Origin of the sequence: Peribacillus sp. NPDC097197, from assembly GCF_050278025.1 — a bacterium.
Lineage (GTDB): Bacteria > Bacillota > Bacilli > Bacillales > DSM-1321 > Peribacillus.
Genome location: NZ_JBNNST010000004.1, coordinates 87,395 through 111,099 on the forward strand (window position 1 = coordinate 87,395; position 23,705 = coordinate 111,099).

Consider the following 23,705-nt stretch of genomic DNA (forward strand, 5'->3'; position numbering starts at 1 on the left):
TCCACTAAAACTATGAGTTATAAACTAAATCTAGACAAAAAGCCGAAGATTTAATCTTCGGCTACATAAAATCATAGGGCGTAACATTGCCCATACCGATCATTGGATCTGCATGCAGGAGTACATCAAGATAGCTTTCCTCATGTTCCGGCACTCCTGCTTTTCCATCCAATCCTACAACTTCCTTAACAGAGAAATCCCCATCCAAGGTTTCCCGGAGCTTTTCAAGCAAGGTCGTTTTCCTGCGCATTTCATCGTTGCGCTCGATACCCAGGCGGAAAGCATCTTCTTCACCACACAGAATCAGGAAACTTTTGCTTCGCGTTATCGCTGTATACAATAAGTTCCGGCGTAACATCCGGTAGTAACTTTTCACGACAGGTAAAATCACGATCGGAAATTCGCTTCCCTGTGATTTATGGATTGAACAGCAATACGCGTGCGTAATCTGGTTCAGGTCCTGCTTCGTGTAGGTCACTTCAATGCCTTCAAACGAGATGATCACCTTATCTACATGATCCGTATTTTCCTTTGCGAACAGAATCGAGACGATTTCACCCATATCTCCATTGAAGACGCCCTCCTCCGGCTGATTCACCAGCTGGAGAACCTTGTCACCCGTCCGGTAGACGACATCACCGAATTTGATTTCGCGACGCTTTTCATCCTTATTGCTATTGAATACTTCTTGCAGCATCTTATTCAAAGCGTCAATTCCTGCAGGCCCCCGGTACATCGGCGCCAGCACCTGAATATCCTTGGCCGTGAAGCCCTTCGTCCTGGCATTCGCGACGACTTTCTCGATCACCTGAGCGATTTGTCCGGTCTGACAACGAATGAACGAGCGATCTGCCTGCTGCTTCGTCACATCATCTGGAAGCCGGCCTTTTTTTATATCATGGGCCAGTTCAATGATTGATGAACCATCTGCCTGACGGTAAATATGTTCAAGACTGACAGTGGGCACACACTTTGACCCGAGCAGATCCTTGAGCACTTGACCTGGTCCCACCGATGGAAGCTGATCTTCATCGCCCACCAAAATCAGCTGGACATTTTCCGGCAACGCTTTAAATAACTTCTGAGCCAACCACGTATCCACCATGGACACTTCATCAATGATGACAATTCGTCCTTCGAGTGGATTATCTTCATCATGAGCAAAACCCTCGCTTCCGTTCCATCCAAGCAATCGATGAATGGTCACCGCCGGAAGTCCAGTGGACTCTGCCATCCGTTTTGCCGCTCGACCTGTAGGAGCCGCTAGGACGAATGGAAAAGGATCTGCCCCTTCTTTTTTATAATCGTGGATGTCCATCGAAACCCCATGAAGTTCCGCATACAACTCGACGATTCCTTTAATGACAGTCGTCTTCCCCGTACCTGGACCACCCGTCAAAATCAACATCGGCGATTGGAGCGCCGTTTGGATCGCTTCTTTTTGTGCAGGAGCATAGGAAACATTGAGCCGTTCTTCCAGCTTACCAAGCGCAAGTAGGAATTCCGATTCCGGAAACTGGTCTTCATACTCCGTTTGGGCTAGCAGGCGCTTTATGTTCGCTACGATTCCCTTCTCCGAAAAGTAGAGGGACGGCAAGTAAATTCGTTGGTCTTCAACAATAATTTTGCCCAGCTCGGTCAATTCGATTATTTCCGAGGAAATATTCGTAAACTCTATTCGGTCCCGCTTATTTTCCTCTAGCAACCGTTTGACCGCTTCTAATAACTGCTCGGCCTCTATGTAGATGTTTCCATCCTGTAAGCATTGAGATTCAAGCGTATATAAGCAGGCAGCCTTGATGCGATCGGGATGGCTGCCTGAAATGCCTAGCTGGTGGCCAAGCTCATCGGCACGTCCGAAACCGATCCCTTCTATATCCTCCACAAGTTTGTAGGGATTCCCCTGAAGCATCGTGACGGTATCCTGTTTATACGTTTGATAAATCTTCATCGATAACTGTGGACCAAATCCATATTGATTCAGGGCAATCATCACCTGCTCGAGGCCCTGGTGCTCGACCAATGTATCGTAAAGACTTTTCGCCTTTTCACCTGTCAGCTTCGGAATATCATCAAGAATGGATGGCTGGGCCAGAATTTTGGAAATGGCATTCTCCCCCAGCTTTTCAACGATGCTCTCGGCAGTCTTTTTCCCGATGCCCTTGAATAGTTCACCGGATAAATAACTGACGACGCCTTCCTTGGATTGGGGAAGGTCTTTCCGGAATTGTTCCACATGGAATTGAAGGCCAAACCTGGGATGCTCCTTCAGGGCCCCATAGAATATATACACCTCGTCCTCATGCATCCTCGGAAAATACCCGGTAACGACCGCTTCCTTCTCATCATAATTCAAATTTGTTTCATCCAAACGGATTCTGACAACCGAATACATATTATCTTCGTTATGAAAAATCGTCACCAAATGACGGCCTTTCATAAACATCTTCTCTTCAGAAAACAAATCCATCGAATCCTGCTGAGCCAACGCTTCTCCCCACCCTTCCCATGCTTTTTTCCATTCTATTTATTCAGCAGCCATTTCTTCCATCAGCTTCTTACCATGGGCCGCTAGCATATGATCTGGCTGTGCTTCCAGTGCCTTTTCAAAATAACCGATGGCAGCCTTGGAATCTTCCTTATGCCCTGCATACGCCACACCTAGATTATAATAGGCATCCGCATGACCAGGGTCTTGTTCCACCACGATATTCAACTGCTTGATTAACTCATCATATAATTCCGCATTGGCCAGGCAAAGCGCGAATTGGAATCTTGCATCCACATCCTCGGGACTCAATTCCACCGTTCTTTGCAGATAAGGCATCGCCAATTTCGGCTGGTCCAACGCCATCAATGTCAGTCCAAGCATAAAGTAAGCATCACTGTGATCAAGTCCCAAACGGATTGCCTTTTCAAACATATCCTTCGCTTCAACCAACTTAGAATCCACTTCGTAATATAAGTTCCCTAATGAATAATAAGCAGCCGCTGCATTTTCATCGAGTTCGATCGCCTTTTTATAGAACTTAACGGCTTTATCCGTCTCGCCAACCGCAGTCAGCACATTCCCAAAGTTTATGTAAGCAACTGGCTCAGTCGGGTTTTCCTCAATTGCCTCATTAAAAACCTTCGCCGCTTCCTCATATTTTCCTTGCTGCATAAACTCAATACCTTGTTGATTCTTATCCATCCTATTTCACGCTCCATTTTTTATTGAAAAGTATATAGCATATGCTATCACATTTTTTTATGTATATCATTGAGACCATTTTAGGTCTTTCTACAATGCAAACAAAATCCCCAACCGCAAATACAGCTGGGGACATGCTTATTTTACCCTACGTAGGTCAGTTTTTCACCTTTTTTAAACACTTCATCAATCGTACCGCCGCCTAGGCATACTTCACCGTCATAGAATACGACGGATTGCCCTGGCGTAATTGCCCGGACCGGCTCGTCAAATACGACTTCGACATCCCCGTTTTCCAGGACTTTCACCGAAACGCCGCTATCCACTTGGCGGTACCGGAATTTAGCCGTACACGTAAATTCAGTGGCTGGCATGTGTTCGGCAACCCAGCTCATCTTCACAGCTTTCAGTGAATCAGAGTAAAGCACATCATTGTTAAAGCCTTGGCACACATATAAAACATTGCGTTTCAAGTCTTTACCCGCTACGAACCAAGGCTCGCCGCTTCCACCGATACCAAGACCATGGCGCTGACCGATTGTATAATACATCAAGCCATCATGTGTACCCATGACCTTTCCGTCCATCGTGGTCATTTGACCAGGCTGTGCCGGTAGATATGTGCTCAAGAAGCCTTTAAAATCCCGTTCCCCGATAAAGCAAATACCGGTTGAGTCTTTCTTCGTTGCCGTCGCAAGACCCGCTTCCTTCGCAATTTCACGGACTTCCTTCTTATCGATATGTCCAAGAGGGAACATGACTTTTTCCAGCTGCGTTTGCGTTAACTGGTTCAAGAAATATGTTTGGTCCTTATTATTATCCACGCCGCGAAGCATCTTGTACTCGCCATCTTGGTACTTGACCTGTGCATAGTGACCTGTCGCCACATAATCGGCACCCAGGCTCACCGCATGCTCAAGAAAAGCCTTGAACTTGATTTCCTTATTGCACATCACGTCCGGATTCGGTGTCCGGCCCGCCTTGTACTCCTCCAAGAAGTATGTGAAAACCTTATCCCAATACTGCTTTTCAAAGTTGACCGCATAATAAGGAATTCCGATTTGGTTACAAACCGCAATCACATCATTGTAATCTTCCGTTGCTGTACAGACCCCGTTTTCATCCGTATCATCCCAGTTTTTCATGAAAATCCCGACCACGTCATAGCCTTGATTTTTCAAAAGCAGGGCAGACACAGAAGAATCGACGCCCCCTGACATCCCAACGACGACGCGGGTGTCTTGTGGTGCTTTCTTCATTCTGTCACCTCATCTATTTACAAAAATTTATTGTTGTACTAATCTTTTAACGATCTTCACGGTTATTTCTGCCGCTTCCCTGACTTCCTGCTCGGTATTGTTCAGACCAAAGCTGAAACGAATCGCATTCTTCGTCCGCTCCGAACCTTTTCCAAACATCGCGACCAAAACATGCGACGGTTCAATGGACCCCGCCGTACAAGCAGATCCGCTTGATACCGCGACGCCGGCCAAGTCCAAATTCACGAGCATCGATTCAACATTCGTACCAGGAAAACTGACATTCAACACATGTGGAAGCGCGTGCTCCCTCGATCCGTTAATTTCATATTGTACCTCTGCCTTATCAAAAACGGCAAGCAATACGTCTTTGAAAGAGTTGTATTGCTCCGTTTTACTCTTCATCGTACTTTGGGCAATGGACACGGCCTCGGAAAAACCAGCGATTGCCGGGACACTTTCCGTACCCGCGCGCCGTTTCCGTTCCTGTTCCCCACCGTATAAATGAGGGGCGAACTTCAATCCATCACGCATATATAAGAAACCGGTTCCTTTTGGTCCATTGATTTTATGAGCGGAAACACTCAATAAATCCACGCCCAGCTCCCGGACATCGATAGGAATCAAACCATATGCCTGCACCGCATCCGTATGGAAAAGGGCTTGGTGCTCCCTTAAGAGTTGTCCGATTTCAGCAATCGGCTGGATCGAACCCACTTCATTATTGCCAAACATGACGGAAACCAAAATCGTATCGTCCCGCAATGCCCCTTTTAAGTCAGCAATCGAAATGAGCCCCTCTTCATTCACAGGTAAATACGTGACCTCAAAACCAGACTTCTCAAGGAATTGACAGGTATGCAGAATCGCATGATGCTCAATCTCTGTTGTAATGATGTGCTTGCCTTTTTTCTCATTCGCATGCGCAGCCCCAATAATTGCCGTATTATCCGCTTCCGTTCCACCACTTGTAAAAATGATTTCATTCCGTCCCGCATTGATACTTGCGGCAATATTCGAACGCGCTTCATCTAAAACATGACGCGCTTCCCGCCCGAACGCATGAATGCTCGACGGATTCCCAAAGTCATGGCTCATGACCGTCATCATCTTATCAATCACATTCGGATGCATCGGTGAAGTCGCAGCATGATCTAAATATATTCTGTTCACTTTTTTGTCGCCTCCATAGAATAGTTAGGCAATGCTCTATGATTAACCTGACTCTCGTGTTTACTAATAAAATGAAACTTGCAAAAAAATGCCTATTCACATAGGATTTTACCTTTAAATCAACCGGTAGTCCAATAATGGTTGTAAGATAGAACCCTTTTGAATAGGTATTTTTGCTTCATATTAATCTGTAGCCCCAATTAAATATAGTACATATAATCGTTTGTTTCACCATTGTCCTTGTAATTCGCCAAATCCACGAGCGTGGTATTATCGAGGACTTCTTTAACCGCATCGCGAATCCGGATCCAAAGCTGGCGTTTCACCGGCTCTTCATCCTCAATTCCCTCAACCGGGGTAATCGGTCCTTCCAACACGCGAATCACATCACCAGAAGTAATCTCATGAGGATCTTTCGACAAGACATATCCGCCATATGCACCACGAACACTCTTCACCAATCCTGCATTGCGAAGGGGCGCAATCAACTGCTCCAAATAATGCTCAGACAAATTATGCGTTTGAGCGATCGACTTCAAACTCTTCGGACCTTCACCATAATGCTTAGCAAGCTCAATCATGATCGTTAAGCCATACCGGCCTTTAGTAGATATCTTCATTTATATACACCTCAAATTATTAATCCGTTACTAAATTCTCTTGAAATTATAGCATATACCCAGTAGAAATGCATTCACCCACCCTCCATTTGTCAAATTATTCTAATTGGAGAGGTGGGTAAAATGACGTGAGCGTTGAATTATCGTTGTGAATGTTGAATTTACATCTTGAATGTTGAATTAATTCGCTGAATGTTGAAATATTGAACATGACCGTCGAAATCCGGGGAAATCAAAAGGTTTTTCGTCAAAAATATAGAATATTTATTCTAAATCAAAAGGAGCGTGATTCCTATCATTATTAAAGATTGCGAGATTCCTATAAAAACTCGCATGCTTGAAGCACTTATAAGACGCTTGCCAAGCAATCATCCATTACAACCTATCTTAACCTCCGACTTAAACAGAAACATGGCAGGTTACAAAGGAGAACTTCGAGTCATTTCTGCTTTAAAAGCACTTCCTGAAAAAGAGTATCTAATCTTTCACGACCTTCGCCTCCTTGGTCCTCCCTACCCCTTCCAAATGGACATCCTCATTCTCACTTCTTATTTCATCCTCATTCTTGAAGTAAAAAACATTGCAGGTGAAATCTATTTTGACCAGACTTTCAATCAACTGATTCGTACAAAATATGATGGAAAGATAGAAGCATTTGACGATCCCATTTTGCAAGTGAATCGGCAGCGCCAACAACTGTTAGCATGGATGAAATCCAAGTCATACACTAAGCTTCCGGTGGAAACGCTAGTCGTGAGCGCCAATTCCTCAACTATAGTAAGGGCATCAAATACAGCTTTGAACAGAAAAGTGATACGTAAAGATTATCTACTTTTGAATATTGCCGAATTCAAGGAAAAATATAAAGAGAAAATCCTCACACCTAAAGCGCTGAAAAAACTATCCGCTTTATTCATTAAAGAACATACACCTCATCTACCAAACCTTTTAGATATCTATAAAATCCCGACCGCTTCCCTGCAAACCGGTGTCTACTGCCCTCATTGTTGCAGTTTGTCCATGGAGAGACGATTAAGAAAGTGGATATGCCGTATATGTATGACCTCTTCTCATGATGCTCATATCTCTGCACTTCAGGATTATGCATTTCTCATCAAACCCACGATTACCAACGGTGAATGCCGTCGCTTCCTCCAACTTCACTCATCATCCAGTGCAAAGAATTTATTACTTTCCCTTAACTTAGACAAGATTGGACATACCAAGGGTAGAATATATCTCTTACACTCGCTTATGTCGAATTAATTCGCCTGAATGTTGAATTAATTCCGTGAATGTTGAATTATTACGCCCAACCGTCGAATTCCCCTCCACTAACGCATATTCTGAGCATTTTCCCCTTTGTTTGTGATACCTTATATAAAAAGGAGAGGTGCGTCATGAATATTAAACCGCTTGCTTTCCGGATGCGGCCCCGTTCGATTGATGAAGTCATCGGGCAGGAGCATCTCGTCGGTGAAGGGAAAATCATCGCGAGGATGGTCAAGGCCAAACAGCTATCTTCGATGATTCTGTACGGTCCTCCCGGCATCGGCAAGACGTCCATTGCGAGCGCCATTGCCGGCAGCACGAAGTTTGCCTTCCGGACACTGAATGCTGTAACCAATAATAAAAAAGACATGGAAATCGTCGCTGCCGAAGCCAAGATGTCCGGCAAAGTGATCCTGCTGCTCGATGAGGTCCACCGCCTGGATAAAGCGAAACAGGATTTCCTCCTTCCCTACCTTGAAAATGGGATGATCACCTTGATTGGTGCGACGACAAGCAATCCTTATCATGCAATCAACCCGGCCATCCGCAGCAGGTGCCAGATTTTCGAACTAAAGTCTCTGGAAGTCACTGATATCATCAAAGCCCTCGAACGTGGATTACAAGATGAGGAACGTGGTCTCGGTCACTATCAAACAGATGTCAGCACCGATGCTCTGGCACATTTTGCGACAGCTTCGAACGGGGACGTCCGCAGCGCCCTTAACGCTCTAGAGCTCGCGGTCATTTCTACTGAGCCTGACGAATCCGAAACGATTGTCATCGATGTAAAAATTGCCGAAGAGTGCATGCAGAAAAAGAGCTTTTCGCATGACAAGGATGGTGATGCCCATTATGACGTCCTATCTGCCTTCCAAAAATCAATCCGTGGCAGCGACGTGAATGCGGCCCTCCATTATTTGGGCCGATTGATAGAAGCCGGTGACCTTGTCAGCATCGCCCGTCGCTTGGTCGTCATCGCGTATGAGGACATTGGCCTGGCGAACCCTCAAGCTGGTCCTCGCGCCCTTTCTGCAGTCGAGGCAGCCGAGCGTCTCGGTTTTCCGGAAGCCCGGATCCCGCTTAGCAATTCGGTGATTGAGCTTTGTCTATCGCCTAAATCGAATACCGCCTATAAAGCAATTGACGCGGCACTCGCCGATATCCGCGCCGGCCATAGCGGCGATGTACCCGATCACCTTAAAGATGCCCATTATAAAGGGGCTACCGACCTGGGCCGCGGCGTCGACTATCTCTATCCGCACGATTATGAAAGCGGATGGGTGAAACAACAGTACCTACCGAACAAACTACGCAACAAAAAATACTATCAACCGAAAAAGAGTGGGAAATTCGAACAAGCCCTCGCATCGGTCTATGAGAATATAGAGAAAAAGAAATAACTCCGGATCGTAGTAGATCCGGAGTTATTCATTGTGGAAACTGAAAGCTCTTCACATGCCGCATATTTACATAAAACTCTTCGCCTTGAGCATCCATCATATGGATGAGACCATCCTTCAATTGTATGATTCTCCCTATGTCCATCGGGTGCTGCCCTAAATCGAGTACCACCAATTTATTTGTCAATTTTTTCAGTTGTTCCTCCAAAGTACGCGCCCAGCTTAGACTGGAAACTTGAAGAAGCTGCTCGCTTTTACTCAATCCGTATGGCCCCTTTTCATCATCACAGACCGTTAGCCACTTTACATGCTCCATGGAGATGAACATCGTTTTATAGGCAGGAGAATGAAAAATGAAATAATTATTCATGATACCCACGATATAGCCATAGATGGGTTTGTTTTTCGTGAGCAAAATCTCAACAAAGAGCCCTTTCGCATTCATCAGCATCTTACGAAATGACGTCTCACTGATTTCCGGGTCCTCTCCTCCTTCAATCCCTTCATCTATTATGGGAAAAGAATAATTCTTAATGTGTCGCTGCGGTACATAACGGTACACCTCTCCCGTGTATAGGACTAAGATATCCGTACTTTCTTCTATTAAATTCCCAAACACAAGAATATTTCCTGAGAGTTCTAGCTCCATATACTGTCCAATATATTTAGAAAACAAATATAATCCACCTTTCCTTCCTTATGGCGAGGAATCGTTCTTGAATCCTGTCCTAATTTGGGACACTCCGACTTGTTTCAGAGATTCGCTATAGGAATCACCCCTAGGTCTAGTCCAATATGCCCTTGATCACCTTTTGGACAACCCATATGCCTGTCCCTTTTTAATAAGAAGGCACAACAACTTCATTGGTTGCTGTACCTGTGTGGTCGATTCTTTATAGAGTTGTCTTTGAAACTTTAATTAGGTTCTCAAGCCAGATTTTCTTAAACGTATTGACACGCGTACGGTTTTTATCCTTTCTATGACGGCGACGACGTTTCTTACATTCATCTGAACTTTCATATGAGCTGCTGCTTTCACATGATGATGAACTTTCATCTGAACTGCTGCTCTCGCATGATGATGAACTTTCATACGAACTGCTGCTCTCACATGATGATGAACTTTCATACGAACTACTGCTCTCACATGATGATGAACTCTCATAAGAGCTGCTTTCACTTGATGAACTTTCAGGGGCTATACATTCACATGAAGAACTTTCATGAGAGCTACTTTCACATGATGATGAACTTTCATAGGAACTGCTTTCACTTGATGAACTTTCACTGGAACTGCTTTCACTTGATGAACTTTCACTGGAACTGCTTTCACTTGATGAACTTTCATGAGAGCTACTTTCTCTCGAGGAACTCTCATGGGAAGAACTTTCTTTGTCTTTATCTTTGTCCTTATCTTTCCCCCCACCATCATTCTCCCTTGGGAAAAATAGTCCGATGGATTGGATTTGATCTGTCGTGATATAAAATATTTCGTCTTTATTCACGACAACAATATAGTCTTCTTCAACTTGTATCAAAACACCCTCAACCTTTTCAGGGCCACCTGCATGAACCAAAATCCAGGAGTAAATCAATTGAGTAAGAGCTCCATTTAGAGTATCGTTAGGAACATCTGGAAACTCCGGCCATTTGGAACGGAAGGAAACCTCAACAATCGCTACGCTCTTAATAAGAGCAATCGGGAATAGAACGAGCCCGTCCTTCTTAGTCGATAACACGATATATTCTGTAGTTACCTCGACGATCTGGCCGATTTTTGAAGCTGGGCCACCGCCGTTCACCTGAACGAATCGGTTATCTAATGTTTGCAATAAGCCCACGAACGTTGGAGGAAATGCATAGCCATCATCGAAAGGAGGTAGTAAATCCTCTTGAGATTTTTTTGCATTAACAACCACGATTTTCAGTTGGGCAATCGTATAATACACGAGTTGCTTCTCCTCAGTCAGAATGACGATATACTCATCATTCACTTCTATCAGCCTGCCTTCTCTTGAATCAGGCCCGCCTTTAAATACTCTTACAAATTTCCCCTGCAAAGCTTGAAGGTACGGTAAACTAATTATTTCTGCCATTTTTCCTTTAGCCTCCAATAGTTATTTATACTTTAGTGATATCCGTACTGCATATATATGCGCCTTCTTTCTATTGCGGACTCTTCTAAGCACCCATTTTCTAGTAAATCGTCGTTTACCTAGAGAGAGTACACGTAAAATGACTAAGAACAAGCCTTCCTAAAAAAAATGACCCCGGATTTTCATCCGAGGTCACCTCTTATTTTTCTTTTTTATAGGAAACTGCCACTCTCCCACTTTCCTGCTGTCCTGACTTGGTTACCGTCACGTATACTTTGCCCGATTTCTTACCGAGCTGCTTTATAGAAAGAGTTAGCTTTTTGCCTTTCGCCGTCCCTTTCAACAACATGTTTCCTTTGCTTTTTGCCTTGTAAATCTTCACGACATCGCCTTTGGCAAGGGAACTGATTACCACGGTATCGGCTTTTCCCTTATGATTCGTCACCTTGACCTGGCTTGTTTTCACAGAAGGCGAGGTTTCGCCCTTAAACGTTTGGGCGACACGATCACTTTCCCTCAAAGGTGATTTCATCACGGTCACATAGACCTTACCTGTCTTTTTGCCGAGCTGGCTGACCTTAAGACTCGCTGAAGTGCCTTTCGCCGTCGTTTTCGCTATGACATTCCCTTTACTTTTCGCATCATACACTGTGACGACATCACCTTTTTTCAGGCTGCTTACCTTTACACTATCCGCTTTGCCTGTATTGTTCGTCACATTGATTTGGGAAGCCTTTAATGAACTGGTCCTATCTGAAATCGTAAACTCGTACGGAACATCAACCGAATCATCATAATTTTCCATCACGAAGTAATAGGTCCCTTTTTTCATATAGGTTGTGAGGCTTCCATTTTCATTCGAATTTAATTCTGCCAACTTTTTATTGGAACGATCTTGGATAGATCCACGCCATATCGTGTCCCGTTTTTGTTTCATGTTCAATGTCACATTCCCATTTTGCGGGACGATGAATGTAAAGAAATCGCGATCATCAGAGTGACTAATGACCCCTTTATATGTGGCATTCAGGTTGATAAGATTCGCTGTAGCTACCTTATCATTGGACTCTTTTTCGTAAAACGGGCTTTTTGTATATTTCGTGGAAAATTGATAATCAGCTTTGGAGGCTTGCCCGCCACTATTGTTGATCCGTACATAGTACGTCCCTTTAGGCAAACCTACTTGCACTTCATCAAACCCGGATGTATCATCCTGTCTTTTCGTATAAACGAACGTATAGATGTAGCCTTTACTATTCTGGATATGTCCCTCAAAAGAGGTCTTGGCATTCCGTTTAATCGATAACGTGACATTCCCCGGCTCGGGTAAAGTTACTTTATACAAAATCTCCTTCTTATTAGCTAAAGAACCCTTATACATCTTGTTCACGTTAATCGCTTTAGCTTGATTCACGGGCGAAGCCGCATGTACATCCGCTTTTCCTGCCACTGAGAACATAAAGATGCAAGCTCCAAACATAATCAAAAACCTTATATAACTCTGTTTCCGCACACGTTTCATTTCCCTTCATATGTAAATTAGTAGTTAAATGATATTAGTTATATTTTCCTATTAAACCATAAGTTTATCAACGTTTTCTTGTATGGTAATTATAACCAATGACTTTTTTACACTAAAAAGACCCCAAATCCTCATTTGGAGTCCTACTAATCACCTATAATGTGCTTTCATCCATCCCACTACCGATTCCCCGTTTCTTTCACGGATGCCTTCCACTTCCTCTTTGCCAATGATTTGCCCATCCTGAATCAATAGCACTTCATCCAAGACCTTTTCGATATCATCGATTTCGTGTGTCGTGATGATGACCGTTTGTTTTTCAAAATCAATATACGTAAGCAAGCTGCGAACAATCTCTTCACGAACCATCACATCCAACCCTGAAAATGGTTCATCCAATAATACGATTGGTGCCTCCCGTGACAACGCCAGCACCAATTTAAGCCGGCCCCTGTTACCTTTCGACATCGAACTGACCTTCTTTGAAACATCCAGCTTCATGAATGCCAGCATTTCCATGGCCTTCTCGTGATTAAAATCCGTAAACTGCGAAGCATGAAAGTCAATGTAATGGCCGACCGTAAACGCGGGGTAGAAAAAATCCAACTCCGTCAAATACGACACGCAAGAGGCAATCCTCCTGCTTACCTTCTCTCCCTCGACCGTCACCTCACCATGATCCGGTTTCACCAAACCGGCAATCAGTTTGAGCAGGGTCGACTTACCGCTTCCATTGGCCCCTAACACACCATAAATCTTTCCTACATCAAACGAAAGTGAAACACGATCCAGTGCCACAATTTTTCCATACTTCTTCGTCACGTCCTGCATTTCAATCATCATTCCACATCACCCCGTTCTGTCAAAAATGCCTGTACCGCTGTGAGCATTTCCGTCTTTGACAAGCCAATCTCTTTCATATTTTCCACGAACGTTTCCATGATTTCCGTTTGGATCCGCACCCGTAACGAAGCGATCAAGGTTGGATCATTTTTAACGAATGTTCCCTGCCCCCTTTTTGTCTCCACAATTCCATCCCTTTCAATCTCAGCATACGTGCGCTGTATCGTATTTGGATTAACGCCTGTTTGAATAGCCATCTCCCGAACCGATGGTAGCTTTTCACCACTTTTTATCTCCCCGCGGACAATCGAATAACAAATTCGATCCGCTACCTGTAAATAAATCGGCTTTGTCGCATGAAACTCCTCTGTCATACACTTACACCTCGATCTTTCGGTCCAGCAGCCAACATGAAGCTAGGAATAATAACACTAACGTGATGATATCCAACCCGGTTGTCAGAAGGGATATGCCTCCCGTATTTAGGTAAAATTTCAAATTATCAGCCGACATGGTAAATGAAGAGTCACTCAAAACGTCCACGACCCAGACCGTATCCATTTGTTGATAAACAGCCGTACTTTCATACCAGCTCCCCACCATGACCATCCCTATAAATAGAAGGGAAACGATCAGCCAACGAAACGGTTTAATGGCTGACACCCGAGCCAATGCATGGTAAACCACCCATAAAAATAACATGACCAGGGCAAGGAAAAGACTGACCGCCATCAAGAAAATACCCATTTGGAGTAAATTATAGAATGACATCATACTCTCCGTGTGAAAACTCACACCAAAATTGCTCGTCGGAATCCTCATGGTCACAAAAGTGAGCAGGCAGGCAAACAGCAATGACATCCCCTGGAACAGTACACTGATCAACAATTTACTACCTAGTAGCATCCCGGAAGACTGTGGATTATACAACCAGACTTGTGCCTTCCCTTCCACATTCAAACGACTACATATAAGGAAAATCATTATCAGCGGATGCATCAACATGACCATCGGTGAACTGATGTAAAACAAACCAGCCACTTCGAAATACTTCGCAAGTAAATAGGCAACAAACACTAACCCCGCCTGGGCCAGCAGCAACCAAAGAAGAACCGACTTCCCGATCAGCCACTCCTTTTGCATCAATCCTCTAAACGCTTTCACTTCCCCATCCCCTTTACCACTGTGTTAGTTAAATAGTACACGACTACACATGCATTGTCAAATATACTATAAAATACCAAAAATCCTATTATTTAAATAACTAATTTATTATAATAGATTAAGTGATTATAAAGTGAGGAAGGAAGTAGACGATGAGACATGAAAAGAAGAAAAAAAAGAAACGAACATGGCCAAAAGTAGTCGGCATTATCGTCCTTCTTTTTATACTAGCCGGGGGGACTTTTGCATTCTCCGTATGGAATTCCTTAACAAAGACAGTCGAAACCATGCATACACCTATAGAGCGCAGTACAGATAAACGGACCAAAGAACTCGTATTATCGGATTATGAGCCTTTTTCCATGCTGATGCTCGGTGTCGATGAACGGGAAGGCGACAAAGGCCGCTCGGATACGATGATTGTCTTGACCGTCAATCCAAAATTGAAGTCCGTGAAGATGCTGAGCATCCCACGAGATACTCGTACTGAGATTGTCGGACATGGCACCCAGGATAAAATCAATCACGCCTTTGCATTCGGTGGCGCCGCGATGGCGATGGATACGGTCGAGAATTTCCTTGATATCCCGATCGACTATTATATGAAGATCAATATGGAAGGCTTTAAAGATATCGTGGACGCAGTTGGCGGTGTCACCGTCCAAAATGATTTGAACTTCACTGAAGAGGGGACGACCTTCAACAAAGGCATGATCGAACTGAACGGTAAAGAGGCGTTGAGCTATGCCAGAATGAGATATGAAGATCCAAATGGTGATTTCGGGCGTCAATCCAGACAACGTGCCATTATCGAAGCTGTCATTAAAGAAGGGGCGAGCGTATCGACCTTAACGAGTTACGACGACGTATTCGACGCACTAAGTAAAAATATCCAGACTAATTTGACGTTTGATGACATGATGGACATTCAAAAGAATTATAGAGACGCAAGCAATGACATTTCCCAATCATCCATAACCGGTACCGGAACGAAAATCGACGGAATCTACTACTATATCGTGTCGGAAGAAGAACAAAAAAAGATTCAAACAGAATTAAAGGAACATTTAACCGTCAAATAACGCAAAACGAAAAAGCTGCCTGGACCGCATCCAGACAGCTTTTTCATTTTACCCATCCAACATTCTGACAAAAAACGGACACCCATTGTAGAGATTTGTTGGAATTTTTGTTGTTTATTAGAGGGGAAAAGACGGTATAATCTAATAAGAGCTAAGAAATTCCTTCTTCCCCTTGAACCTTTCATTACGAGAATCAACTTTCATTAGACACAAGGTCATGTGAATCATCATGCTTAGATTTAAACATTTCAAACAAATAAAAGGAGTGGATTGTATGAAAATCAAGGCAGGTAGTTGGGCAATGTTAAGCAAACAAGACAAAATGTTTATTCTGAAGGCCATCAGTGATCGCTCTAGAATGAAATATGCTTCATGATTAATACTTTAATCCGTCAATTCCCTTATAAATATCCTCTCCCTTTTCGATAAAAGGAGCGAAATGTTGAAAAAGGAGAGGCATCTATTCAAATCGATAATCCCAAAACAGACGCCATTCGTCTTTTTCCTTCACTACATAACAATCCTGTTCGATGGTAAACACACCAAAGTGAGACTCAAACATCTGTGTGACAGGAACCCTGTACGCTGTTTTATGGACCTTGCCACCTTTCCCCATGCTCCAATCCTTCACTTTCTTTGAACGTCCCACTTCATACTGAAAGGTTTCCACATCCATATGCTGCAAGAAGACATGAGCCCGATTTTGCACATAATCAGCACGAACCGGAAACCGCAGCTTCATTTCAGCACTCAATAAATCCCTCGACTTCCCGAATTCCGCCTCACTCTCGTACGCATAGAACTCATCCACTAATCGTTCTGGTCCACTGGGCCTAAGGAAAACAATACAGCCACCGAAAGCTACAATCAGGGAAAAAAGAGCCATCATTCCTGCCATTTTCCTATTATGTCTTCTTATCTTCATCACCTTCAGAAAGGCTATCCTATCCTTACATTATATCCATGAGAAAAACGACAAAAAAAGAAGCTTGCTTATTAAACATACTTCTTACGGCGCCTCCACCATCTATTGACTATAAAAAAACACAAAATACCTAACAGTCCCCCGAACGTATCGATTATAACATCCTGCATCAAAGGCGTTCGCCCACCGGTGAATTTTTGATGCAATTCATCAGCACTCGCATAAAATAGCACGCAAACAAGTGCACCCGAAAGGCTAATAAACTTATTCTTCACAAAATCCCGCCAAACACCAAATGTCAAAAATCCGAATACAAAAAAGATAAAAAGATGCGCACCCTTTCGAATGAAAAACTCGAAAAAACCATCCACCCCAGCGGTATGAGCACTCACCTCAACACCACCATACAAAAAGGAAATACCCTCAAGCAATTCATACCAATAGGGCGTATTGAACCGTCCTAAAAAAGAAGCAAGACTCTGTTCTTCATATGTCTGTGAGGAAAAGGAGAAAATCAGCATTGCCCATAAAATAAGCAAAGCCGGGAATACCCACTTACGATTCATCATTTGATAGTCCTTCCATGAACTCTTTTAGTTTTATCCTTCAATCTTAATTCAACTTTTGAGAGCATCTATTAAATAAAAGTTAACTTCTAAAAAAATTTGGGAGTGTCAAAGAGGTCTTATGTATGGTTAATTACGGAAACGATTATTTAAATCTCTTTGAAAGCGGCGAACTTTACCCTAGCTAAACTTTCGGTGATTATGATTTTTCTGCCATCTATCTCCTCTGAAAATGAGAATGTCAAGTATTTAAAAAATCCCTCTGCCATTGCAGTCTTTTTTATCGTTATTTTAGTTTAATTTACCATTTTTTGATTTTCATAACAATAATATTGTTTTTGAATATCATGGCATTAAAAAACCATCTATTACATTTCCCTGAATTTAATCTTTCACTATTAACTAATTTTTATTGTCCAATTTACCCGGACTGTTAGTAGTATAGTTGCCTATTTCACCTTGCATGGTTGAATTATTGCTGTTTGCGTGGTTGAGTTATCCTTTTATTTATGAAGTGACAATGTTTAATCATCTTATATTAAACAGCCCCCGGTTAATTCCGGAGGCTGTTTCTGTTTATTTTTTCGCTTTGACCACAGTTACGGTTCTTGCTTTGCTGGAATATCCCGCTTTGCTTTTGGCCGTAACGGAAAGCTTGGTTCCTGCTTTTTGTTTTGTCTTCATCGTAACTTTAAATGTTCCCGCACTGTTGGTTTTTGCTTTTCCGAGCTGGCTGCTTCCTTTTTTAACGGTAACGGTCGAGCCTTTTTCAGCTTTTCCTGTAATTGTTTTAGCATTGTCCTTGACTGTATGAACGGTTGGCTTTGCGACGTAGTTCACGGCCCTTTTGGCATTTATACGCCCATTTCCGTAAAGATCGTCTTTTCCCTTTTTACCCAGATCATCGGACGTGCTGAATAGGCGTTCTTCGACCTGCGTATTCTTCAAGGTGGGCTTGTTCCCCCAGACCAAGGCTGCGACCCCAGTGACGATAGGCGCGGCCATCGAGGTTCCTGTCATATACCCATACGATTTATAAGGAAGCGTTGAATAGATCGAATCACCTGGTGCAGCCAAGTCAATATTGGTTCCATAATTGGAATAGTCGGCAATTCGATCTTTCTTTGACGTCGCACTGACGGAAATGACGTTCTCATAGGAAGCGGGATAACTGTTCCAGTAAGTATCTTCATTTCCAGCTGCGGCAACGATGACCAATCCCATATCATGGGCATACTGGATGGCTTGATCTTCACTATAAGAATAATTGAAGCCTCCTAAACTCATATTGATAATATTGGCCCCATATTCCACGGCATAATAAATGGCATAGATGAGATCAGAGGAATAGCCATATTCTCCCCTAAATATATTGATTGGCATGATTCTAGTATTCGGGGCGACACCCGTTCCGCCAGCTCCATTATTCATCGTAGCCGCAATGATTCCGGCCACATGTGTTCCATGTTCTCCTGCCGGCAAATGGGGGCTAAAGTTCACCATGTTATAGGGAGCAAAGAATTTTCCTTTTAAATCGGGATGATTAAGGTCTGCCCCGTTGTCAATGACGGCCACTATAATACTTTTCGAGCCCTTCGTCTTGTCCCAGGCTTTCTCGGTTTGGATCAACTTGTGATGATATTGCTTCGTATAATGGGGATCACTCGGTTTTTTCATCAATTGAATGAGATGATCTGGTTCCACGTACTCAATATTTTTATCTTTTTCTAGCTTCCTTATAAAACCAACTAGGCTTGTGTCATCCGGGACTTCCATCGTTTTCAACAGACCCTGTTGATCTATCGTTTTCTCGCTCACCTTGTACTTTTTCAAACTACCTTCTTTGGCTGAAGGCTTCATCTTGACAATGACCCGATCTGTTTCAATCGCGGTTGGATTGGCTTGTTCAGCTGCTAGTGTAGGTGGACCGTTACCAACGCCAATTTGGATGCAAAAGGCGATGATAACCAATAAAGAAAACATCCGCTTCATACTCATCCCCTCTTCCCCGTACTCATGAACTATAAATTTACCAAGTTATCAACTAATGCATATACTTATTTCACGGTATTTAGTACAAAAAAACCTCCAAGATTCTCGGAGGCTTCCTTTCTATTATAATTTTACTTTTTCACGGTCACTTTTCTTGACTTACTTGCATTCTTTGCCTCGTCTTTTGCGTAGACATACACGATTTTCCCGGCACTTTGCTTGGCAATCTTGACCGTGAAGCTACCTTTGTTCGTAGCTTTGGCAGAGCCAATGACTTTGCCCGATGCTTTGACATATACGGTGGAGCTTGCTTCTGCCTTCCCTGTCACCTTTGTTGTTTTAGGCGTGACTTTATTGACTGTCGGCATGCTTGGGGCGGTTTTATCCTTGACCGTCACCTTTTTGGCAGGGCCTTTGTTTCCTGCTTTATCGGTTGCGATTAAAGTCAGCACTTTTCCAGCCTTTTGCTTTTTCGTCATCGTCACGGTGAATGTGCCTGAGCTGTTAGTGGTTGCCTTTCCAAGCGTAGTGGTTCCCGTTTGGACGGTCACTTTGGAACTCGCTTCCGCTTTCCCCGTCACCTTTGTCGTATTGTCACCCACAGCATTTACTGTCGGCTTAGGTGGTGCGGTTTTATCGGTAACGGTAAGGAAGACCGGCACGCTTTTATTACCTGTTTTATCGACTAATCGTACATACACTTTCTGGCCAGCCTTCTGTTTTTCAACCGTCGCTGAAAATGTCTTTTCCCCGTTGATTTTCACCGTGGCTAGTGTTATTTTCTTCGTATAAATGGAGACGGTTCCGGTTGTAAACTGGCTAGGTATCGTCCCTTTAATCTTTGTATCCCTATCTGAGATGCCTGTCACAGAAGGTCTACTGAGGGTCTTCATCTCAAGTGCCTTTTTTGCATTGACACGCCCGTTACCATAATAGACATCTTTTCCTTTTGTGCCTAGATCGACAGCCGAGTCATATAATCGATATTCCACCGCTAATTGGGAAAGTTTCGGTTCATTGGACCAAATCAATGCGGCTACACCGGTAACAACGGGTGTCGCCATGGACGTTCCGCTCATAAAGGCATATCGATTATAAGGAAACGTTGAAAGGATTTTATCCCCGGGGGCTGTAATATCCACCGATGAATCGTAATTGGAATAAGTGGCGCGCTTATCTTTTGATGTGGTGGCACCCACCGAAATGACATGACTGAATGCGGCAGGGTATACACGTTTGTTGCTCTTTTTCAAATCCCCTTCATTTCCAGCCGCCGCAATAATCAGAACCCCTTCTTTATACGCCTCCTGGACCGCTTTATCTAGCGCTTTTGAATAATAGGTCTCTCCTAGACTCATATTAATTATGTCGGCTCCGTTTTCGATTGCATAATGGATGGCTTCTATGATATCGACCGTATCTGCATATTTCCCATCAAAAACGTTAATCGGCATAATTTTTATAGTAGGGGCCACACCTGCGCCTCCTAGTTTATTGTTAGCAGAGCCGGCAATGATGCCCGCAACATGCGTTCCATGTTCTCCTTTGGGCAGGATATTCATTCTCTCACGCACAGTATCATAACCTTTATAAATCTTCCCTTTTAAATCTTCATGATTACGGTCAATGCCATCATCAATGATGGCCACGATCATTTCTTTTGAGCCCATGGTCTTTTTCCATGCAGCTTTCGTCCCGATTTTTTGATGATGCCATTGATCCTTAAAAATGGGGTCAGACAGACTTTCCATCTTTTTAAAAAGATAGTTTGGCTCTGCATACTCTACCTTTTTCTGATCTTCAAGCTTCTCTATTAGTTTTTCTGTGGTTTGCCCTTTAGGGATGTCTACCGTTTCAATTAATTCGCTGATAGGCTCATCATTTGTTTCTCTATATTTTACAATGACACCATCGGCATTAGGAGCTTCCTCTGCAAAAACGGCTTCTGGCTGTTGAATCGGCAAAAATGTTAAAAGAAGTGCGATAGGTACGATGGACCGAAATAACTTTTGCATGGAATCACTCCAATAGATTATTATGGGTACTTTTCATTAGTTCCCTCTATCTAAATTGTATACTGATAGATATAGATTTACTAATCTTTTCATCTAGTCAATATGAATCATTTCCATTTTTATCAAAAGAAAAAACCGCAATTTGCGGTTTCAGTGTCCTCCTAAATAGGCATTCTTTATTTCTTCACTCGCCGTTAGTTCCTCAGCTTGACCAGAAAGGACGATGCGGCCCGTTTCCACTACATACGCTCGATCTGCAATGGATAATGCAAGATTCGCATTTTGCTCGACAAGCAGAATCGTCGTACCCGTTTTATTGATTTCTTCTATGATGCTGAAAATCTGTTTTACCAGTAACGGTGCAAGTCCCATCGAAGGCTCATCCAATAAGAGCAGACGCGGCTTTGCCATAAGGGCCCGACCCATGGCGAGCATTTGCTGCTCTCCGCCAGAAAGGGTTCCCGATTGTTGCTTAAGTCTCTCAAGCAAGCGTGGAAATAGTTCGTATACCTTTTCCATATCCTTTTTGATCTCTGCCTTGTCTTTTCGTAAATAAGCACCTAGTTGAAGGTTTTCTTCCACCGTCATGTTGGCGAAAACACGGCGTCCTTCCGGGACATGCGAGATTCCCATCTTCACGATCGATTGGGCAGGTTTGCCACCGATTGATTGATTCTCATAAAGAATCTTTCCTTGTTTCGGTTTCAATAAGCCGGAAATCGTCTTGAGCATCGTACTTTTACCTGCTCCGTTCGCCCCAATCAGGGTGACGATTTCACCTTGGTTGATTGTGAGGGAGACACCCCTTAATGCCTGTATGTTCCCGTAATATACGTTAATATCCTCGATTGTTAACATTATGAAACCTCCTCGCCCAGATAGGCCTCGATGACTTTTGGATTGTTACGTATTTCTTCCGGCTTTCCTTGAGCGATCAACTGGCCATGATCGAGCACATAGATACGCTCGCATACACCCATGACAAGAGGCATATCGTGTTCAATCAACAGCACGGTCAAGTCAAATTTCTCACGGATTAGCGCAATCAATTTCATGAGTTCGTGTGTTTCCTGGGGATTCATGCCGGCCGCCGGTTCATCGAGTAAGAGCAGTTTTGGGTTAGCGGCAAGGGCACGGGCAATTTCCAAGCGCCTTTGCTGACCATACGGCAGGTTTTTCGCCTTTTCATCCTTGTATCGATCCAGATTGAAGATCTTCAGGAATTCAATGGCCTTTTCCTCCATTTCCTGTTCCCCTCTAAAATGGGTGGGGAAACGCAAGATGGAACTGACAATGCTATGTTTCGAAAGAGAATGATAGGCTACTTTTACGTTATCAATCACCGAAAGTTCACTGAACAAACGGATATTCTGGAACGTCCGGCTGATTCCTTTTTGCGTGATTTTATAGGGCGGACGTTTCCTTAAGTTTTCCCCGTCTAGGGAAATGGTGCCCTCAGTCGGGACATAAACCCCAGTCAATAGGTTGAAAAATGTCGTTTTCCCAGCTCCATTCGGTCCGATTAAACCGACCAATTCCCCCGGATACAACTCGACGTTAACATCGGATACCGCTTTAAGCCCTCCAAACTGGATGCCGACCGAGTCGACTTTAAGCAGCGGTGTTTTTGTTGTTGCCATGGCTGCTGCCTCCTTTACGATTGAACATGGACGTTATTTCTTTCGTTCCCATCAAGCCTTGTGGACGATAAATCATCATCACAATCAGAACAAGGCTGTAAATGATCATTCTTGTTTCTGGATAGTCTTGCAGGAATGTCGTGACGACCGTAAGAAGGATAGCTGCCAATACGGAACCGGATAAGCTTCCAAGTCCACCGAGTACGACTAGAATTAAGATATCGAATGATTTCAAGAACCCAAAGTTCGACGGTTGGATAATATAGAAGTTGTGGGCATATAACCCTCCAGCGATTCCAGCAAAGAAAGCACCGATTGCAAACGCGACAACTTTATAATAGGTTGTGTTAATCCCCATCGAGTCGGCTGCCGTTTCGTCCTCACGGATCGAGATGCAGGCCCTTCCATGTGTCGAACTTGTAAAGTTCCGGATGACAAGGACTGTGATGAGTACGGAACCGAACACCCATGGCCATGTAGTCAAATGCGATACTTGCATTCCGCTTGCCCCGCCTACATAGTCAATATTCAAGAGCACGATCCGGACGATTTCTCCAAATCCCAAGGTCGCGATTGCCAGGTAATCCCCTTTAAGACGTAAGCTTGGAATCCCAATGACCAAACCGGCAAGCGCTGCGACCAACCCACCTATAATCAATGCCAGGGGAAACGGCATTTGCAACTTCATGGTAACGACCGCTGAAGCGTATGCACCGACGGCCAGAAAGCCGGCATGTCCGATTGAAAATTGACCGGTAATCCCGATGATTAAATGAAGGCTCGTTGCCAAAATAATATTGATCCCGATGAACATGAGCGTATTTTGATAAAAAGGATTCAAAGAACCGCCGCCGATCAGTACCTGGACCACGGCGAAAAAGATCAGTGATAGGACGATCGAGAGCCAAAAACCTTTAGCTCGCTTAAAAGTAGTCATAGCTTT

The 23,705-nt window shown here is 43.6% G+C and carries 21 protein-coding genes; 3 read left to right on the forward strand and 18 right to left on the reverse strand.

The window, feature by feature from the left end:
* Nucleotides 1-61: 61 nt before the first annotated feature.
* The 5 genes from recD2 to cymR form a co-directional block, all read right to left on the reverse strand.
* Complete coding sequence (gene recD2, locus ACQKL6_RS07105) at nt 62-2,488, reverse strand: SF1B family DNA helicase RecD2 (protein WP_427650894.1); 2,427 nt, start codon at nt 2,486-2,488, stop codon at nt 62-64.
* A gap of 39 nt (nt 2,489-2,527) precedes the next feature.
* Complete coding sequence (locus ACQKL6_RS07110; RefSeq protein ID WP_427650895.1) at nt 2,528-3,193, reverse strand: tetratricopeptide repeat protein; 666 nt, start codon at nt 3,191-3,193, stop codon at nt 2,528-2,530.
* A gap of 143 nt (nt 3,194-3,336) precedes the next feature.
* Nucleotides 3,337-4,452 (reverse strand): tRNA 2-thiouridine(34) synthase MnmA, encoded by a 1,116-nt coding sequence (gene mnmA, locus ACQKL6_RS07115; RefSeq protein WP_402986370.1) that lies wholly within the window; start codon nt 4,450-4,452, stop codon nt 3,337-3,339.
* Between the two features lie 27 nt (nt 4,453-4,479).
* Nucleotides 4,480-5,625, reverse strand: coding sequence for a cysteine desulfurase family protein (locus ACQKL6_RS07120; protein WP_427650896.1), 1,146 nt, complete (start codon nt 5,623-5,625; stop codon nt 4,480-4,482).
* Nucleotides 5,626-5,825: 200 nt separating this feature from the next.
* On the reverse strand, nt 5,826-6,245 hold the full coding sequence (gene cymR / locus ACQKL6_RS07125; RefSeq protein WP_402869723.1) for a cysteine metabolism transcriptional regulator CymR: 420 nt from the start codon (nt 6,243-6,245) through the stop codon (nt 5,826-5,828).
* Between the two features lie 333 nt (nt 6,246-6,578).
* On the opposite strand from cymR, the gene ACQKL6_RS07130 reads away from it, so the two are divergent.
* Together ACQKL6_RS07130 and ACQKL6_RS07135 are read left to right on the forward strand one after the other, a co-directional pair.
* Nucleotides 6,579-7,511 carry a nuclease-related domain-containing protein gene (locus tag ACQKL6_RS07130; protein WP_427650897.1) on the forward strand — a complete coding sequence of 311 codons (933 nt, stop codon included), beginning with the start codon at nt 6,579-6,581 and terminating at the stop codon, nt 7,509-7,511.
* A gap of 134 nt (nt 7,512-7,645) precedes the next feature.
* Entirely contained in the window at nt 7,646-8,917 is a 1,272-nt protein-coding gene (locus ACQKL6_RS07135) for a replication-associated recombination protein A (RefSeq protein WP_402986376.1), read from the forward strand.
* Nucleotides 8,918-8,945: 28 nt separating this feature from the next.
* On the opposite strand, the gene ACQKL6_RS07140 is transcribed toward ACQKL6_RS07135, so the two are convergent.
* From ACQKL6_RS07140 to ACQKL6_RS07165, 6 genes are all read right to left on the reverse strand, one after another.
* The gene (locus ACQKL6_RS07140) at nt 8,946-9,593 is read right to left on the reverse strand and encodes a DUF2642 domain-containing protein (protein ID WP_402869729.1); all 648 of its coding nucleotides are present in this window, start codon (nt 9,591-9,593) and stop codon (nt 8,946-8,948) included.
* Between the two features lie 217 nt (nt 9,594-9,810).
* On the reverse strand, nt 9,811-11,013 hold the full coding sequence (locus ACQKL6_RS07145) for a DUF2642 domain-containing protein (RefSeq protein ID WP_427650898.1): 1,203 nt from the start codon (nt 11,011-11,013) through the stop codon (nt 9,811-9,813).
* A 199-nt stretch (nt 11,014-11,212) separates the two neighbouring features.
* Complete coding sequence (locus ACQKL6_RS07150; protein WP_427650899.1) at nt 11,213-12,472, reverse strand: hypothetical protein; 1,260 nt, start codon at nt 12,470-12,472, stop codon at nt 11,213-11,215.
* Between the two features lie 213 nt (nt 12,473-12,685).
* On the reverse strand, nt 12,686-13,375 hold the full coding sequence (locus ACQKL6_RS07155; protein WP_427650950.1) for an ABC transporter ATP-binding protein: 690 nt from the start codon (nt 13,373-13,375) through the stop codon (nt 12,686-12,688).
* A complete protein-coding gene (locus tag ACQKL6_RS07160) occupies nt 13,375-13,752 on the reverse strand; it encodes a GntR family transcriptional regulator (RefSeq protein WP_427650900.1) in 378 nt (125 codons plus the stop codon). Before ACQKL6_RS07160 ends, ACQKL6_RS07155 begins: the two co-directional genes overlap by 1 nt.
* Nucleotides 13,753-13,756: 4 nt before the next feature.
* Entirely contained in the window at nt 13,757-14,542 is a 786-nt protein-coding gene (locus tag ACQKL6_RS07165; RefSeq protein ID WP_402986389.1) for a hypothetical protein, read from the reverse strand.
* 152 nt (nt 14,543-14,694) lie between these two features.
* Here ACQKL6_RS07165 and ACQKL6_RS07170 point away from each other — a divergent pair, with 152 nt between their 5' ends.
* On the forward strand, nt 14,695-15,624 hold the full coding sequence (locus tag ACQKL6_RS07170) for a LytR family transcriptional regulator (protein WP_402986391.1): 930 nt from the start codon (nt 14,695-14,697) through the stop codon (nt 15,622-15,624).
* 460 nt (nt 15,625-16,084) lie between these two features.
* Here ACQKL6_RS07170 and ACQKL6_RS07175 read toward each other — a convergent pair whose 3' ends face one another.
* From ACQKL6_RS07175 to ACQKL6_RS07205, 7 genes are all read right to left on the reverse strand, one after another.
* Complete coding sequence (locus ACQKL6_RS07175; RefSeq protein ID WP_427650901.1) at nt 16,085-16,522, reverse strand: hypothetical protein; 438 nt, start codon at nt 16,520-16,522, stop codon at nt 16,085-16,087.
* Nucleotides 16,523-16,620: 98 nt separating this feature from the next.
* Entirely contained in the window at nt 16,621-17,118 is a 498-nt protein-coding gene (locus tag ACQKL6_RS07180; RefSeq protein WP_402986397.1) for a VanZ family protein, read from the reverse strand.
* 573 nt (nt 17,119-17,691) lie between these two features.
* Complete coding sequence (locus tag ACQKL6_RS07185) at nt 17,692-19,107, reverse strand: S8 family peptidase (protein WP_402986400.1); 1,416 nt, start codon at nt 19,105-19,107, stop codon at nt 17,692-17,694.
* A gap of 131 nt (nt 19,108-19,238) precedes the next feature.
* Nucleotides 19,239-21,122, reverse strand: coding sequence for a S8 family serine peptidase (locus ACQKL6_RS07190; protein WP_427650902.1), 1,884 nt, complete (start codon nt 21,120-21,122; stop codon nt 19,239-19,241).
* 150 nt (nt 21,123-21,272) lie between these two features.
* Nucleotides 21,273-21,980, reverse strand: a complete 708-nt coding sequence (locus ACQKL6_RS07195) for an ABC transporter ATP-binding protein (RefSeq protein ID WP_402869791.1) — start codon at nt 21,978-21,980, stop codon at nt 21,273-21,275.
* The gene (locus ACQKL6_RS07200; RefSeq protein ID WP_402958253.1) at nt 21,980-22,762 is read right to left on the reverse strand and encodes an ABC transporter ATP-binding protein; all 783 of its coding nucleotides are present in this window, start codon (nt 22,760-22,762) and stop codon (nt 21,980-21,982) included. The genes ACQKL6_RS07195 and ACQKL6_RS07200 overlap by 1 nt, the downstream gene beginning before the upstream one ends.
* Complete coding sequence (locus ACQKL6_RS07205) at nt 22,734-23,699, reverse strand: branched-chain amino acid ABC transporter permease (RefSeq protein WP_427590544.1); 966 nt, start codon at nt 23,697-23,699, stop codon at nt 22,734-22,736. Before ACQKL6_RS07205 ends, ACQKL6_RS07200 begins: the two co-directional genes overlap by 29 nt.
* Between the last annotated feature and the right edge of the window lie 6 nt (nt 23,700-23,705).

Coding starts and splice junctions, on each gene's coding strand:
- ACQKL6_RS07160 (WP_427650900.1), bottom strand. CDS start 13,752: ATGACAGAGGAGTTTCATGCGACAAAGCCGATTTATTTACAGGTAGCG.
- ACQKL6_RS07110 (WP_427650895.1), bottom strand. CDS start 3,193: ATGGATAAGAATCAACAAGGTATTGAGTTTATGCAGCAAGGAAAATAT.
- mnmA (WP_402986370.1), bottom strand. CDS start 4,452: ATGAAGAAAGCACCACAAGACACCCGCGTCGTCGTTGGGATGTCAGGG.
- ACQKL6_RS07130 (WP_427650897.1), top strand. CDS start 6,579: ATGCTTGAAGCACTTATAAGACGCTTGCCAAGCAATCATCCATTACAA.
- ACQKL6_RS07135 (WP_402986376.1), top strand. CDS start 7,646: ATGAATATTAAACCGCTTGCTTTCCGGATGCGGCCCCGTTCGATTGAT.
- ACQKL6_RS07195 (WP_402869791.1), bottom strand. CDS start 21,980: ATGTTAACAATCGAGGATATTAACGTATATTACGGGAACATACAGGCA.
- ACQKL6_RS07205 (WP_427590544.1), bottom strand. CDS start 23,699: ATGACTACTTTTAAGCGAGCTAAAGGTTTTTGGCTCTCGATCGTCCTA.
- ACQKL6_RS07150 (WP_427650899.1), bottom strand. CDS start 12,472: ATGTTCTCAGTGGCAGGAAAAGCGGATGTACATGCGGCTTCGCCCGTG.
- ACQKL6_RS07145 (WP_427650898.1), bottom strand. CDS start 11,013: ATGGCAGAAATAATTAGTTTACCGTACCTTCAAGCTTTGCAGGGGAAA.
- ACQKL6_RS07190 (WP_427650902.1), bottom strand. CDS start 21,122: ATGCAAAAGTTATTTCGGTCCATCGTACCTATCGCACTTCTTTTAACA.
- ACQKL6_RS07185 (WP_402986400.1), bottom strand. CDS start 19,107: ATGAAGCGGATGTTTTCTTTATTGGTTATCATCGCCTTTTGCATCCAA.
- cymR (WP_402869723.1), bottom strand. CDS start 6,245: ATGAAGATATCTACTAAAGGCCGGTATGGCTTAACGATCATGATTGAG.
- ACQKL6_RS07170 (WP_402986391.1), top strand. CDS start 14,695: ATGAGACATGAAAAGAAGAAAAAAAAGAAACGAACATGGCCAAAAGTA.
- ACQKL6_RS07180 (WP_402986397.1), bottom strand. CDS start 17,118: ATGATGAATCGTAAGTGGGTATTCCCGGCTTTGCTTATTTTATGGGCA.
- ACQKL6_RS07175 (WP_427650901.1), bottom strand. CDS start 16,522: ATGGCAGGAATGATGGCTCTTTTTTCCCTGATTGTAGCTTTCGGTGGC.
- ACQKL6_RS07200 (WP_402958253.1), bottom strand. CDS start 22,762: ATGGCAACAACAAAAACACCGCTGCTTAAAGTCGACTCGGTCGGCATC.
- ACQKL6_RS07155 (WP_427650950.1), bottom strand. CDS start 13,375: ATGATTGAAATGCAGGACGTGACGAAGAAGTATGGAAAAATTGTGGCA.